This window comes from Neisseria polysaccharea (assembly GCF_963392925.1).
Classification (GTDB): Bacteria; Pseudomonadota; Gammaproteobacteria; order Burkholderiales; family Neisseriaceae; genus Neisseria; species Neisseria polysaccharea.
Genome location: NZ_CAUJNZ010000009.1, coordinates 50,862 through 64,301, shown reverse-complemented (window position 1 = coordinate 64,301; position 13,440 = coordinate 50,862). Strand labels below are relative to the sequence as shown.

11 protein-coding genes, 4 tRNA genes and 1 pseudogene are annotated in these 13,440 nt (G+C 54.4%); 7 read left to right on the top strand and 9 right to left on the bottom strand.

What is annotated here, in order from left to right; genetic code table 11:
* Nucleotides 1-3: 3 nt before the first annotated feature.
* The 3 genes and pseudogenes from RDY34_RS07160 to RDY34_RS07150 form a co-directional block, all read right to left on the bottom strand.
* Nucleotides 4-114: pseudogene (locus RDY34_RS07160) on the bottom strand (IS5/IS1182 family transposase); the annotation flags it as partial.
* A gap of 82 nt (nt 115-196) precedes the next feature.
* Nucleotides 197-1,006, bottom strand: a complete 810-nt coding sequence (gene dapB / locus RDY34_RS07155; RefSeq protein ID WP_003749648.1) for a 4-hydroxy-tetrahydrodipicolinate reductase — start codon at nt 1,004-1,006, stop codon at nt 197-199.
* A 9-nt stretch (nt 1,007-1,015) separates the two neighbouring features.
* Nucleotides 1,016-1,393 carry an outer membrane protein assembly factor BamE gene (locus RDY34_RS07150; protein ID WP_003675993.1) on the bottom strand — a complete coding sequence of 126 codons (378 nt, stop codon included), beginning with the start codon at nt 1,391-1,393 and terminating at the stop codon, nt 1,016-1,018.
* 157 nt (nt 1,394-1,550) lie between these two features.
* On the opposite strand from RDY34_RS07150, the gene fur reads away from it, so the two are divergent.
* Both fur and aat read left to right on the top strand, forming a co-directional pair.
* Nucleotides 1,551-2,054 carry a ferric iron uptake transcriptional regulator gene (fur, locus tag RDY34_RS07145; protein WP_003675995.1) on the top strand — a complete coding sequence of 168 codons (504 nt, stop codon included), beginning with the start codon at nt 1,551-1,553 and terminating at the stop codon, nt 2,052-2,054.
* Nucleotides 2,055-2,125: 71 nt separating this feature from the next.
* Nucleotides 2,126-2,854 (top strand): leucyl/phenylalanyl-tRNA--protein transferase, encoded by a 729-nt coding sequence (gene aat, locus RDY34_RS07140; protein ID WP_308073656.1) that lies wholly within the window; start codon nt 2,126-2,128, stop codon nt 2,852-2,854.
* 70 nt (nt 2,855-2,924) lie between these two features.
* On the opposite strand, the gene gap is transcribed toward aat, so the two are convergent.
* Complete coding sequence (gap, locus tag RDY34_RS07135) at nt 2,925-3,956, bottom strand: type I glyceraldehyde-3-phosphate dehydrogenase (protein WP_003749653.1); 1,032 nt, start codon at nt 3,954-3,956, stop codon at nt 2,925-2,927.
* 199 nt (nt 3,957-4,155) lie between these two features.
* Nucleotides 4,156-4,995: an RnfABCDGE type electron transport complex subunit B gene (locus RDY34_RS07130; protein WP_003749654.1), complete on the bottom strand. Its 840-nt coding sequence runs from the start codon at nt 4,993-4,995 to the stop codon at nt 4,156-4,158.
* 148 nt (nt 4,996-5,143) lie between these two features.
* On the opposite strand from RDY34_RS07130, the gene RDY34_RS07125 reads away from it, so the two are divergent.
* The 5 genes from RDY34_RS07125 (at nt 5,144) to RDY34_RS07105 (ending at nt 7,604) form a co-directional block, all read left to right on the top strand.
* Nucleotides 5,144-7,126 (top strand): monovalent cation:proton antiporter family protein, encoded by a 1,983-nt coding sequence (locus RDY34_RS07125; protein WP_025456581.1) that lies wholly within the window; start codon nt 5,144-5,146, stop codon nt 7,124-7,126.
* A 69-nt stretch (nt 7,127-7,195) separates the two neighbouring features.
* Nucleotides 7,196-7,271 (top strand) — tRNA-Val (locus RDY34_RS07120).
* Between the two features lie 32 nt (nt 7,272-7,303).
* A tRNA-Asp gene (locus RDY34_RS07115) sits at nt 7,304-7,380 on the top strand.
* A gap of 39 nt (nt 7,381-7,419) precedes the next feature.
* Nucleotides 7,420-7,495, top strand: a tRNA-Val gene (locus tag RDY34_RS07110).
* A gap of 32 nt (nt 7,496-7,527) precedes the next feature.
* Nucleotides 7,528-7,604, top strand: a tRNA-Asp gene (locus RDY34_RS07105).
* A 312-nt stretch (nt 7,605-7,916) separates the two neighbouring features.
* On the opposite strand, the gene RDY34_RS07100 is transcribed toward RDY34_RS07105, so the two are convergent.
* The 4 genes from RDY34_RS07100 to acpP all read right to left on the bottom strand — a co-directional run bounded on the left by RDY34_RS07100 (nt 7,917) and on the right by acpP (nt 13,262).
* A complete protein-coding gene (locus tag RDY34_RS07100) occupies nt 7,917-9,131 on the bottom strand; it encodes an MFS transporter (protein ID WP_308074721.1) in 1,215 nt (404 codons plus the stop codon).
* Between the two features lie 983 nt (nt 9,132-10,114).
* Nucleotides 10,115-11,242 (bottom strand): glycosyltransferase family 4 protein, encoded by a 1,128-nt coding sequence (locus RDY34_RS07095; protein ID WP_115437556.1) that lies wholly within the window; start codon nt 11,240-11,242, stop codon nt 10,115-10,117.
* A gap of 380 nt (nt 11,243-11,622) precedes the next feature.
* A complete protein-coding gene (fabF, locus tag RDY34_RS07090; RefSeq protein ID WP_003753346.1) occupies nt 11,623-12,870 on the bottom strand; it encodes a beta-ketoacyl-ACP synthase II in 1,248 nt (415 codons plus the stop codon).
* Between the two features lie 155 nt (nt 12,871-13,025).
* Nucleotides 13,026-13,262 (bottom strand): acyl carrier protein, encoded by a 237-nt coding sequence (gene acpP / locus RDY34_RS07085; RefSeq protein ID WP_002215574.1) that lies wholly within the window; start codon nt 13,260-13,262, stop codon nt 13,026-13,028.
* Nucleotides 13,263-13,440: the final 178 nt, after the last annotated feature.

The following is a 13,440-nucleotide window of genomic DNA, read 5'->3' as shown; positions in this document are numbered from 1 at the left end:
ACGCAAGTATAGTGGATTAAATTTAAACCAGTACGGCGTTACCTCGCCTTGCCGTACTATCTGTACTGTCTGCGGCTTCGTCGCCTTGTCCTGATTTAAATTTAATCCACTATAACTTTATTGATATGCCGATACGGAGCCTGTCGGCAAAATGCCGTCTGAACAATATCTTTTCAGACGGCATTTTGTATGGGGGTTAACGGTTGTTCAGCCCGAGTACGTCCTGCATATCGTACAAACCCGTTTTGCCGTTGACCCAAACTGCGGCGCGGACGGCGCCGGCGGCAAAGGTCATGCGGCTGCTGGCTTTGTGGGTGATTTCCACGCGCTCGCCGTCGGTGGCGAAGAGGGCGGTGTGGTCGCCGACTATGTCGCCTGCGCGGACGGTGGCAAAGCCGATGGTGGACGGATCGCGCGGACCGGTGTGGCCTTCGCGGCCGTAAACGGCGCATTGTTTGAGGTCGCGGCCGAGCGCGCCGGCGATGACTTCGCCCATGCGTAATGCGGTGCCGCTGGGGGCATCGACTTTGTGGCGGTGGTGGCCTTCAATGATTTCGATGTCGTAGCCTTCATTTAATACGCGGGCGATGGTGTCGAGGATGTGGAAGGTGAGGTTGACGCCGACGCTGAAGTTGGCGGCGAAAACGATGCCTGTTTTTTCGGCGGCAGCGCGGATGGCGGCTTTGCCCGCATCGTCGAAGCCTGTTGTGCCGATGATGATGTTGACTTGTTTTTCAACGCATTTTTGCAGGTGTTTGAGGGTCGGCTCGGGGCGGGTAAAGTCGATGAGTACGTCGCTTTGTGCGAGAACGGTGTCAACGTCGTCTGAAATGGCGATGCCGGTTTTGAGTCCGACGGCGTAGCCTGCGTCCAGCCCGAGGGCTTCTGAGCCTGAGTGTTCGAGCGCACCGGAAAGGACGGTGTCGGGATGGTTGTTGACGGCTTCAACCAATACGCGCCCCATGCGACCGTTGACGCCGGCGATGGCGATTTTGAGCGGTGTCATGTGTGTTCCTTATTGTTTGTCTGCGTTTTGTTTCGCACGGAGGGCTTCGGCGGCATTTTGGAGGGCGTCGCCTTCGGCGCGGACGAGCACGCCGTTTTCAAAATAGACGGTCAGATTGCTGCGTTCTTTGATGATGCCGTTGCGGGAGGTGTTGAAGGTATAGTCCCAGCGGTCGGTATGGAATGCGTTGTGCAACATGGGGCTGCCGAGCAGTAGTAGGACTTGGTCTTTGGTCATGCCGGCGCGGAGGGAGGCGACGGCGCGGGGTTCGAGTTCGTTGCCCTGTATGATTTTGAGTTTGTACGAGGGGAACAGTGAAACGCGTTCGACGCTGCACGCGGTCAGGCTGAACAGGGCGGAAAGGACGAGTATGAGGGTTTTGTTCATGGGAGAACCTTTCTGTGCAAATCGGGATGTCTAGTGTAGCACTGCTTGAATATTTTATAAAAGCGAACGATAATCATACGCTTAAGCGGTATTTCACCCTGTCTGTGTCCGACTGCCCGTCCGCCGTTGCAGTTTTGCTATTGCAAACTGCTATGGTGTGATAGTGGGCAAGCAGGCTGAAATTGCGTATTATAGCGTCTATTATTTTACAGGGATATTGAATATTATGGAAAAATTCAGCAACATTGCGCAACTGAAAGACAGTGGACTGAAAGTTACCGGCCCGCGTTTGAAGATTTTGGATTTGTTCGAGACTCATGCGGAAGAGCATTTGAGTGCCGAGGATGTGTACCGTATTTTGTTGGAAGAGGGTGTGGAAATCGGTGTGGCGACGATTTACCGCGTGCTGACCCAATTCGAGCAGGCGGGTATTCTGCAACGCCATCATTTTGAAACGGGCAAAGCGGTTTACGAATTGGACAAGGGCGACCACCATGACCATATCGTCTGTGTGAAATGCGGCGAGGTAACGGAATTCCACAATCCCGAAATCGAAGCCCTGCAAGACAAAATCGCGGAAGAAAACGGCTACCGCATCGTCGATCACGCGCTGTATATGTACGGTGTGTGCAGCGGTTGCCAGACTAAGGGCAAACGTTAAATCCGGACGGTTTGTTTTTTCAGACGGCATTCGTCATTTCGAATGCCGTCTGTGTTTTATGGAGGACTGACATGGGTATTCCGTTGCTTGCGCCCGGAGATTATGCATTCCCCGATCCTGCCCGTGCATTGTCGGAGTACGAAGGGCTGGTCGGTGTGAGCAGGGATTTGGATGCGGGGAGGCTGCTCGAGGCGTATCGGAATGGCGTGTTTCCGTGGTTTTCTCGGGACGGGTGGTTTTTTTGGTATGTGGTCGGGCCGCGTGCGGTGATTGTTCCCGAACGTCTGCACGTTCCGCGCTCGCTGGCGAAAACGCTGCGCAACAGAGCATATAGGGTTACGGCAAACGACTGTTTTGAACGCGTTGTGGCGCAGTGTGCGGAAATGGTGAGACCCGGGCAGGATGGTACTTGGATTGCGCCTGAGTTTCAGACGGCATATTTGAAGCTGCACGAAATGGGACACGCGCATTCTTTCGAGTGCCATTATCCCGATGAAAACGGTAAAACGAGGTTGGCAGGAGGGTTTTACGGCGTTCAGATCGGCAGGGTGTTTTACGGCGAATCGATGTTCGCATTACAACCGGATGCGTCGAAAATCGCGTTTGCCTGCGCCGTGCCGTTTCTCGCTTCTTTGGGTGTGGAACTGATAGACTGCCAGCAGGACACGGAACATATGCGCCGTTTCGGATCGGAATTGCTGCCGTTTGCGGATTTTGCCGCCCGGCTCCGAAGCCTGAATGCCGTACCTTTGAAAGAGGCGGTAGGCTGCTGCGAAGTGGCGTGCAACAGGTTGGGATAGCGGTTCTTGTGTGAAAATGCCGTCTGAAACTTGAAAACATCAGGTTTCAGACGGCATTTTGTTTGACGGGTTATTTGAGCGGGCGTACTTCGAGTCCGAACATGCGGCGTGCGGTGTTCAGCATTTGACAGCTGAATCCCCATTCGTTGTCATACCATGCGAAGACTTTGACCATGTTGCCGTCGACGACTTTGGTCAGCGTTGAGTCGAAGTGGCTGGCTTCGGTGGTGTGGTTGAAGTCCATGGAAACAAGCGGCAGGGTGTTGTAACCCAAAACACCTTTGAGCTCGCCTTCTTCGGAGGCGGCTTTCAGCAGTGCGTTGATTTCTTCGGCTGTCGTGTCGCGTTCGGCCTGGAAGCTTAAATCGACCAGGGAAACGTTGACGGTCGGTACGCGGATGGCAAGCCCGTCGAGTTTGCCTTTCAATTCGGGCAGTACCAGTCCGACGGCTTTTGCCGCGCCGGTTTTGGTCGGAATCATGTTCTCTATGCCGCTGCGTGCCCGGCGGAGGTCTTTGTGGCGTACGTCGGTTACGGTCTGGTCGTTGGTCAGGGCATGGATGGTCGTCATCGCGCCTTTGACGATGCCGATGCTTGCGCTCAATACTTTGGCGACGGGGGCGAGGCAGTTGGTGGTGCAGGAGGCGTTGGAAACGACGGTCATGTCGTCGGTCAGGACGCCGTCGTTTACGCCGTAAACAACGGTCGCATCGATATCATCGCCGCCCGGTGCGGAAATGAGGACTTTTTTCGCGCCGCTTTCCAGATGTATTTTGGCTTTTTCTTTGCTGGTAAACGCGCCGGTACATTCCATGACCAAATCTACACCTAGTTCTTTCCACGGCAGTTCGGCGGGATTTCGGGTGGAGAAGTAGGGAATTTTGTCGCCGTTGATGATGAGGTGGCTGCCGTCATGGGATACGTCGGCGTCAAAGCGGCCGTGCACAGTGTCGAATTTGGTGAGGTGGGCGTTGGTTTCAAGGCTGCCGCTGGCGTTGACGGCGACGATTTGGAGTTGGTCTTGAATCTGATAGTCGTAGATGGCGCGCAAAACCTGGCGGCCGATGCGTCCGTAGCCGTTGATGGCGACTTTGATGCCCATGGTTTGTTCCTTTGTCGAGGGGTTGGGTAGATTTTCGGGGCGGATTATAGCAAATTTGTAGTGGCGTGTAATTAATATTTTATTGAAAACGGCGCGACTGGAAGGGTGGGCGGTAAGATGCGGACGGCACGGGTGCGGCGGACGGAGAGCTTGATAAAATGCCGTCTGAAGCGGCTTCAGACGGCATGTCGGGGAAGGGTCAGGAGGCGGTATTCTGTGCGGCTTCCTGTTTGGCTTTGTATTGTTTGAGGTATTCGAGGGCGGCGGCTTTTTCGCTGTCGCTGCCGTATTTCATATCGCGTTGGGCGCGGCGCAACTCGGCGCGTTCGCGGGCTTGGGCTATCTGTTTCGCCTGATAGTCTTTGCGGTTGTCGGCGGCGGCGAGGCGGTCTTGTCGGGTTTGCGCTTTTGCCATGGCTTTGGCGATGAGGTCGGCAGGGTTAAACGCCGGTTTTTTCGGTGTGTCGGGTGTTTGCGGACGCGCGTTGCGGACGGCGGCTTCGCGTTCGGCAAGCATGGCCTTGCGTTCGTCGGCTTCGCGCTGTTTGCGTTCGTTGCGTTTGAGGTAGCGCGCACGCGCGTGTTCGGCGGCGGCAAAACGGCTGTCGGCGGACAGGCTGAAGCGGCGCGCGCGGGGCAGGACGGTGTCGGCAACGGGCTGCATATGGATGCAGTCGACGGGGCAGGGGGCGACGCAGAGTCCGCAGCCGGTGCATTCGTCGGCGATGACGGTGTGCATAAGTTTGCCCGCACCCATAATGGCATCGGCAGGGCAGGCGCGGATGCAGGCGGTGCAGCCGATGCAGGCGGTTTCGTCTATCCGGGCGAGTGCTTTGGCTTGGGTTTTGGCAGGTGCGGCAAGGGGTTTGCCGAGCAGGGCGGCAAGGTCGCGGACGACGGCTTCTCCGCCCGGGGCGCAGAGGTTGTACGCTTCGCCTGTTGCGACTGCCTGTGCGTAGGGCAGGCAGCCATCGTAGCCGCATTCGCGGCATTGGGTTTGGGGAAGCAGGCGGTCTATGGCGGCGGCTGTGGCGGTCATGTCGGTGTGCGGCTCAAAATCGAAAGGGCGTATTTTAGCAGAATTGTATGCCGCGCCCGTTTCGGATGGTGCGCGGTGTTTTGTTATAATACGGCGGCGTATGCCGTTTCAGACGGCATTTTTCTGTATTTTCCTGTTCGGACGGCCTATGAACGAATTTTCGCTTGCCCCTATTGTGGTTGTTTTGCTGGTGTCGGTCATTACGGTGATCCTGTGCCGCAAGTTCAACATTCCCTCCATGCTGGGCTACCTGCTGGTGGGCTTTTTGGCGGGGCCCGGTATGCTCAGCCTGATTCCGAAAAGCCATGCGACGGATTATTTGGGCGAAATCGGGATTGTGTTCCTGATGTTCAGCATCGGTTTGGAGTTCTCACTGCCCAAGTTGAGGGCGATGAGGCGGCTGGTGTTCGGGCTGGGCGGTTTGCAGGTCGGCGTTACGATGCTGTCGGTAATGGGCATACTGATGCTGACGGGCGTGCCGTTCAATTGGGCGTTTGCCGTGTCGGGCGCGTTGGCGATGTCGTCCACGGCGATTGTGAGCCGGATTTTGTCGGAAAAGACGGAATTGGGGCAGCCGCACGGTCAGATGGCGATGGGCGTGCTGCTGATGCAGGACATCGCCGTCGTGCCGCTGATGATTCTGATTCCTGCGTTGTCGGGGAATGGCGGGGAAGGCAGCCTGTGGGCGGCACTCGGCCTTGCCGGATTGAAAATGCTGATTACGCTGGGCGTATTATTCGTCGTCGGCAGCAAAGTCATGTCGCGCTGGTTCAGGCTGGTTGCCAAACGCAAATCGTCCGAACTCTTTATGATCAATGTGCTGCTGGTAACGCTGGGCGTGTCTTATCTGACGGCGTTGGAAGGGCTGTCGATGGCGTTGGGCGCGTTTGTGGCGGGGATGCTGCTTTCGGAAACGGAATACCGTTTCCAAGTCGAAGACGACATCCGCCCGTTCCGCGATATTTTGCTCGGTTTCTTTTTTATTACGGTCGGTATGAAGCTGGATGTGCAGGCCTTGATCGGCGGCTGGCGGCAGGTATTGATGCTGTTGGCAATACTGCTGGTGTTGAAGGCACTGGTTGTGTTTGCCATTGCCTTCAAAATGAAACATTCGGTCGGCGACAGCCTCAAAACGGCTTTGTATCTCGCGCAAGGCGGCGAGTTCGGCTTCGTGATGCTGGCCATTGCCGGGCAGCTTGATATGGTTTCGCCCGAATTGGAACAGGCGGCGACGGCGGCGGTTCTGCTGTCGATGATTATCGCGCCCTTCCTCTTGGGCGGCAGCGATGCACTGGTCGGGCGTTTGGTCAAGTCAAGCTGGGACATGAAGTCGCTCGATCTGCACAGTATGCTGGTAGAAACCATGAGCAAGTCCGACCATGTGCTGATTGTCGGCTTCGGCAGGGGCGGGCAGACGGTCGGACGCGTCCTTGCCCAAGAGGATATTCCGTATTTCGCGCTCGACTTGGACATTGCGCGGGTGCAGGTTGCCAGAAGTGCGGGCGAACCGGTGTCGTTCGGCGATGCGAAACGCAGGGAAGTATTGGAAGCCGCCGGTCTGGGACGGGCGAAAATGGTGGTGGTTACACTCAACAATATGCACGAAACGCAACACGTTTTAGACAATGTGCTGTCCATGTATCCCAATATGCCCGTATATGTGCGCGCCACCAATGACGATTATGTGAAAACGTTTACCGATATGGGCGCGGAAGAAGCCGTGTCGGACACCAAAGAAACCAGTCTGGTGCTGGCAGGCTATGCGATGTTGGGTAACGGCGCGTCGTACCGGCACGTCTATCAGACGATGGCAAATATCCGCCACAGTCGTTATGCCGCATTGGAGGGACTGTTTGTCGGCAGCGACGACGAAGCGGGATTCGGTGAAAACGGCGAAACGGTTTGCCGCCATGCTTTTTCTTTGGCGCAAGAGGCTTATGCCGTCGGAAAAACAATCGGCGCACTGCCTTTGGACAGGCACGGCATCAAACTGCTGTTCGTCCGCCGCCGTACCGCGAGGATTGAAAATCCCGTTCCTTCCTTCGTTTTGGAAGGCGGAGACATATTGGTCGTCGTCGGCAAAAAGGATGAAATTATTTTGTTTGAAAACTGGAGTTTGCAAGGCGATTGAATAGACCGGTCAAATAATGCTTGCATGAAGGCCGATTATTTGGTTTAATAGCGTTTTCGCAAATTGCAAGGGTGATTAGCTCAGTTGGTAGAGCGTCTGCCTTACAAGCAGAATGTCGGCGGTTCGACTCCGTCATCACCCACCAAGTTTCCTTTCATTGTTGCAAACAATGGATGCGCGGTGGTAGCTCAGTTGGTTAGAGTACCGGCCTGTCACGCCGGGGGTCGCGGGTTCGAGCCCCGTCCGCCGCGCCAAGTTTTAAAATACTGACTCTGTCGGTATTTTTTATACACGGGTGATTAGCTCAGTTGGTAGAGCGTCTGCCTTACAAGCAGAATGTCGGCGGTTCGACTCCGTCATCACCCACCAAGTTTCCTTTCATTGTTGCAAACAATGGATGCGCGGTGGTAGCTCAGTTGGTTAGAGTACCGGCCTGTCACGCCGGGGGTCGCGGGTTCGAGCCCCGTCCGCCGCGCCAAGTATTGAAAATACCGACCTTAGGGTCGGTATTTTTTCATCTGCCCGATTTGATGGGTTTGTCTGTTTTGGGTCTGTTTCGCCCGGATATTGCTGTTTTAATCCGGTTTTTTATCATTGGATGGTATTTTCGATACGGATTCGGACAGTTGTTGCGTGCTGTTCTGATGTTGCTTACCTGTCGTATCAATGGGCAGGAGGATGCTTGCGGATTTTATGGCTTTCCTTCTTGCCGTTTTTTGGGTTGAAATGTCGGCGGATATGTCGGATATTTTTGAAAATGCCGTCTGAAGGTTTTCAGACGGCATTTTTGTCAGGCGGTTTCGGGTTCGCGGACGGGCAGGACAAGCAGGGCTGCCGTGCCGGCGAGTACGGCATCGGCGTACCACATCCAGCCGTAGTCGCCGAATTGTGTGATGACGATGCCGCCGATGTACGAGCCGAGGAAGCCGCCGATTTGGTGGGTGAGCATCACCAGTCCGAACAGGGTGGCGAGGTAGCGCGTGCCGAAGAGTTTGCCGGTAACGGCGGCAGTCGGGGCGACGGTGGCGAGCCATGTGAATCCGAGTGCGGCGGCGAAAATGTAGAAGTTGAAGTCGGTTTTGGGTGAGAAGATGTAAATCAGCACCATGGCGACGCGTGAGGCGTAGAGTCCGAACAGGACGTGTTTTCCTTTGAAGCGTCCGGTGCACCAGCCTGAGAACATGCAACCGGCGATGTTTGCCAGTCCGATGATGGCGATGGATGTTGAGGCGACGGTGGCGGGCAGTCCGCACAGGGCGACTTCCGTGGGTAGGTGGGTTACGAGAAAGGCGATGTGGAAGCCGCAGGCGAAAAAGCTCAGGTGCAGCAGGATGTAGCTTGGGGTTTTGAAGGCGGTTTTGACTGATTCTCCGAGGCTTTGTCCGTGTGTGGCTTGGGCGTGTTGGGTGTGGGCGGCGTTGTTGCCGCCGGCAAGCCACCATGAGACGGGCAGAATCAGCAGGGCGATTGCGCCCCAAACGTAAAATGTGCCCGTCCAGCCGACTTCGGGCAGGACGACGAGTCCCTGAACCAGCGGTGCGAACAGGAATTGTCCTGCCGAACCGCCTGCGTTGACCAGTCCGGATGCCAAGCCGCGTTTGTGTGTGGGGACTTGGGCGGCGACCTGTCCCATAATGATGGAAAACCCGCCGGAACCGGTGCCGAATGCGAGCAGCAGCCCGACGGCAATCATCAGCCCCCAATAAGTCGGGATGTTGGGGGCAATCAGGCAGGCGCAGACGAGCAGGACGGTGCCGCCGCTTAATACCCTGAACGCGCCGAAACGGTCGGCAAGCGCGCCGGACAATGGTTGCGATACGCCCCACATCAGTTGGAAAACGGCGATGATGAGGCTGAATTGGGCAATGCTCAATTCGGTGGTGTTGACGACGGGTTGGACGAACAGTCCGAGCGTCATCCTCATGCCGATGGTAATCAGCAGGATGAATGCGGCGGCGGTGATGATCAGCCAAAGTTTGGGTGTTTTCGATGCGGTGTGCGTCATAATGTGTATTTTGAGTCGGTTAAGTTTGCGGATTTTAACAACCCGGATGATTCGGGCTAAATAATTCCTGATTCTTTGGATATAGCCAACGGTATGCCTGCCGATGCCGTCTGAAAGGGCTTGATGGGTGTTTACGGTTCGGGTTAATATTTGTGCCGTATTTGTTAATTCCGGTTAGTATAGTGGATTAACAAAAACCAGTACGGCGTTGCCTCGCCTTAGCTCAAAGAGAACGATTCTCTAAGGTGCTGAAGCACCAAGTGAATCGGTTCCGTACTATTTGTACTGTCTGCGGCTTCGTCGCCTTGTCCTGATTTTTGTTAATCCACTATATTTTTGCCCGACGGGGTGAAAAATACAGTTGCTACGACCCACCCTACGTCCTCCCCTACACAACACCTGACGACCGCTGAAAAAATTTCAAGCGGCATTTTTATCAAATGCAAAAATATCCCGTCATTCCCGCGAAAGCGGGAATCCGGAAACTTAACGCTGCGGCAATTTGTCGGAAACGGCTGAAACTCAAAGAGCTAGATTCCCACCTGCGCGGGAATGACGGCGGGGGCGGTTTGGTGGTTTGGATTGGTTTTGGTGGGCTGAAGCCCACCCTACAGCCCGCCCTACACATCTGAAACTCAACGAACCTGGATTCCCGCTTTCGCGAGAATGACGAGGGTTTGGCGGGAATGCCGAGGGTTTGGGATTTCTGTTTTTGAATTTCTGTTTTTGTGAGAATGGCAAGATTTTCGGTTCTTGTATGGATAACGAGATTTTAGATGGCGGGAATTTGTCGGGAAAACAGCAACCCTCCGCCGTCATTCCCACGAAAGTGGGAATCTAGAAACTCAAAGTTGCAAGAATTTATCGGAAATGACCGAAACTCAACGAACCTGGATTCCCGCTTTCGCGGGAATGACGGGGGTGTGGCGGGAATGACGGGGGTTTATCAGAAATGACCGAAACTCAAAAGTCGGCAGCCTTGTTTACGCCTTCAAAATATCGAGCAATTTCAAATCGACTTTTTCGGCATCGAATTTATCTTTGGCAATCGCATAACTTGCATTCCCCATCAGGCGGACGGCTTCCCTGTTTTCGATAAAATAAATCATTTTTTCGGCCAAGATGCGGGGATTCCAAGGTTCGATCAGGAAGCCGTTGACCTTGTCGGCGACCGTTTCCCTGCATCCGGGGACATCCGTCGTAATCACTGCCCTGCCGACGGCCATTGCCTCCTGAGTGCTTCGGGGAACGCCTTCCCTATAAGACGGCAATACGAATATATGATGCGCCTTTATCACTTCGGAAACATTGTTTACAAAACCGGGGAAACGGATAATATCGCGGGCGGCAAGGCGTTCCAAATCGCCCCCCCCCCCGCGTGATTTGTCGATTGCGCCCAAAGCGGTAAAAACTGTATCGGGGTATTTGTCCTTAACCTGTTCCGCCGCCCGAATAAAATCATCAATCCCTTTTTCTTTCAGAAATCTGCCGATAAAGAGAAATTTTACGGGTTCTTTTTCATCGGGAATATCCGCCTCGGAATAAGGATATTGCCGCAAATCCAGACCGATTCCGCCCAAAATATGGATGTTTTTTATTTTGATGCCGTATTTGTCCGTCAGTTCGTCTTTGTCGTCGGGGTTTAATACAATCAGGCTTTCCAACATCGGCAGGGCAATGCGGTATAAGGCAATCAAAATCCCCTTTATGATTTTTGTTTTTAACGGTATGCCTTCCGGCTGCGGGGTAAATGCGAATCCCAAACCTTCCAGCATCCCGACGATTCTGGGCACGCCTGCCAGTTTTGCGGCAAAAGTGCCGAAAATCACGGGTTTTGCGAAATAAGGGAAAACCAAATCCGGCGATATTTTTTTGAGTTCTTTAAAGATGAGGAAGGTGGATTTTATATCGGAAAACGGGTTCAGCCCGCTGCGGTTTGAACGGTAGGTAACGGGTGTAACCCCCATTTCCCTGATAATATCCAATTCATTATCGGAAAACTCCGATACAAAGGCATACACCTGATGGTTTTTGCCGATTAATTTTTTAATGACGGGGGCGCGGAAACCGTAAATGCTGGATGCGACTGTTGTGATAAAAACGATTTTCATAAGGCGGACACCTTGAATATGGATTGGAAATGCGGTCTGCTACGGCAGGGTTTCATCCTGCAATCCGGCAAGGCTTGGGTTTGCCTGCGTATTATAGTGGATTAAATTTAAACCAGTACGGCGTTGCCTCGCCTTAGCTCAAAGAGAACGATTCTCTAGGGTGCTGAAGCACCAAGTGAATCGGTTCCGTACTATTTGTACTGTCTGAGGCTTCGTCGCCTTGTCCTGATTTTTGTTAATCCACTATATAAGGCGGTTGTTTGCGGTTTGATAAGGCTGATTTGCGTGCCGCGAAGTGCCGGCAACGAGCGGGGTGTTTTGAAAATGCCGTCTGAAACGGTTTCAGACGGCATTTCGATGTCGGCGGCAGCTTTGCGGAATCAGCCTTTGAAGCGTTTGAACACCAGCGTGCCGTTGGTACCGCCAAAGCCGAAGGAGTTGGAAATGGCAACGTCGATTTCCGCGTCGCGCGCTTCGTTGGCGCAGTAGTCCAAATCGCAACCGGCTTCGATATCTTGTTCGACAAGGTTGATGGTCGGTGGAACTTTGCCGTCATGTATTGCCAAAATGCTGTACACGGCCTCCACGCCGCCCGCCGCACCGAGCAGGTGGCCGGTCATGGATTTGGTCGAGCTGACGATGGTTTTGTAGGCGTGTTCTCCCAAAGCGCGTTTGAGGGCTTTGGTTTCGTTGGCATCGCCCAAGGGGGTGGACGTGCCGTGTGCGTTGACGTAATCCACGTCTTCGGGATTCAGTCCGGCATCTTTCAGTGCGCGGGTAACGGCGAGCGCAGGGCCTTCTTCGTTCGGCGCGGTAATGTGGTAGGCATCGGAACTCATCCCGAAGCCGACGATTTCGGCGTAGATTTTCGCGCCGCGTTTTTTGGCGTGTTCCAATTCTTCCAACACCAATACGCCCGCGCCTTCGCCGATAACGAAGCCGTCGCGGCCTTTGTCCCACGGACGGGAAGCGGTGGCGGGGTCGTCGTTGCGGGTGGAGAGGGCTTTCATCGCAGCAAAACCGCCTACGCCCAAAGTGCTGATCGCGCCTTCGGCACCGCCTGCAATCATTACGTCCGCGTCGCCGTATTTGATCAGTCGGGCGGAGTCGCCGATGGCGTGCGCGCCGGTGGTACAGGCGGAAACCATCCCATAGCTGGGACCGCGGTAGCCTTTGAGGATGGTAACGTGTCCGGAAATCAGGTTAATCAGCGAACCGGGGATGAAGAAAGGGTTGATTTTGCGCGCGCCGCCTTCGATTACGGCTTTGCCGGTGGCCTCGATGCTGGGCAGTCCGCCGATGCCGGAACCGATGTTCACGCCGACGCGGTCTTTATCGAGGTTTTCCACATCGTCCAAGCCCGAATCGGCGATTGCCTGCAATGCGGCGGCAATGCCGTAGTGGATGAACACGTCCATCCGGCGTGCTTCTTTCGCGCTGATGTATTGTCCGATGTCGAAACCGCGCACTTCGCCGGCGACACGGCTGTTGATGTCGGATGCGTCAAAGCGGGTAATCGCGCCGATGCCGCTTTTGCCGGCGAGCAGGGTGTCCCAAGCCTCTGCGACAGTGTTGCCGACAGGGGAAACCTGACCTAAGCCTGTAATGACTACTCTTCTCTGACTCATGATAACCTCGCTGTTGGTTGTCGGAATGGGGGCATATGCGGCTGTCGTGCAGATGCCGTCTGAAATTTGCGGCAGGGGTTCAAACAGTTTGCCATATAAGGGAAAAGCCTCTATTGCGCGGTGCAGCAGAGGCTGTTGTGTCGGGCGACGACCGGTTAGCCGTTGTGGGCATTGATGTAGTCGATAGCCAGTTGAACGGTGGTGATTTTTTCGGCATCTTCGTCGGGGATTTCGCAACCGAATGCTTCTTCCAAAGCCATTACCAGCTCTACGGTGTCCAAAGAGTCCGCGCCCAAGTCGTCTTGGAAGGAAGATTCGTTTTTCACGTCGGCTTCATTTACGCCCAGTTGTTCAGCAACAATTTTCTTAACTTGTTGTTCGATGTTTGACATATCAGTCGTTCCTTTATGCCTTGCGGCAGGTTGTTTAAGGGAAATAAATCGGTGGTATTGTACCGACTTTTAATAGAGTTTTCTATCTAATGCTTATTATATCAATATTTGCCGATTTGTACATTTTTGGGTGCGGCGGGTTTTGTCGTTCAAGTTTGACCTGTGTGCCGTATGTTTG

Coding starts and splice junctions, on each gene's coding strand:
- dapB (WP_003749648.1), bottom strand. CDS start 1,006: ATGACACCGCTCAAAATCGCCATCGCCGGCGTCAACGGTCGCATGGGG.
- RDY34_RS07150 (WP_003675993.1), bottom strand. CDS start 1,393: ATGAACAAAACCCTCATACTCGTCCTTTCCGCCCTGTTCAGCCTGACC.
- aat (WP_308073656.1), top strand. CDS start 2,126: ATGGGTATTCCGTTGCTTGCGCCCGGAGATTATGCATTCCCCGATCCT.
- gap (WP_003749653.1), bottom strand. CDS start 3,956: ATGGGCATCAAAGTCGCCATCAACGGCTACGGACGCATCGGCCGCCAG.
- RDY34_RS07130 (WP_003749654.1), bottom strand. CDS start 4,995: ATGACCGCCACAGCCGCCGCCATAGACCGCCTGCTTCCCCAAACCCAA.
- RDY34_RS07125 (WP_025456581.1), top strand. CDS start 5,144: ATGAACGAATTTTCGCTTGCCCCTATTGTGGTTGTTTTGCTGGTGTCG.
- RDY34_RS07100 (WP_308074721.1), bottom strand. CDS start 9,131: ATGACGCACACCGCATCGAAAACACCCAAACTTTGGCTGATCATCACC.
- RDY34_RS07095 (WP_115437556.1), bottom strand. CDS start 11,242: ATGAAAATCGTTTTTATCACAACAGTCGCATCCAGCATTTACGGTTTC.
- fabF (WP_003753346.1), bottom strand. CDS start 12,870: ATGAGTCAGAGAAGAGTAGTCATTACAGGCTTAGGTCAGGTTTCCCCT.
- acpP (WP_002215574.1), bottom strand. CDS start 13,262: ATGTCAAACATCGAACAACAAGTTAAGAAAATTGTTGCTGAACAACTG.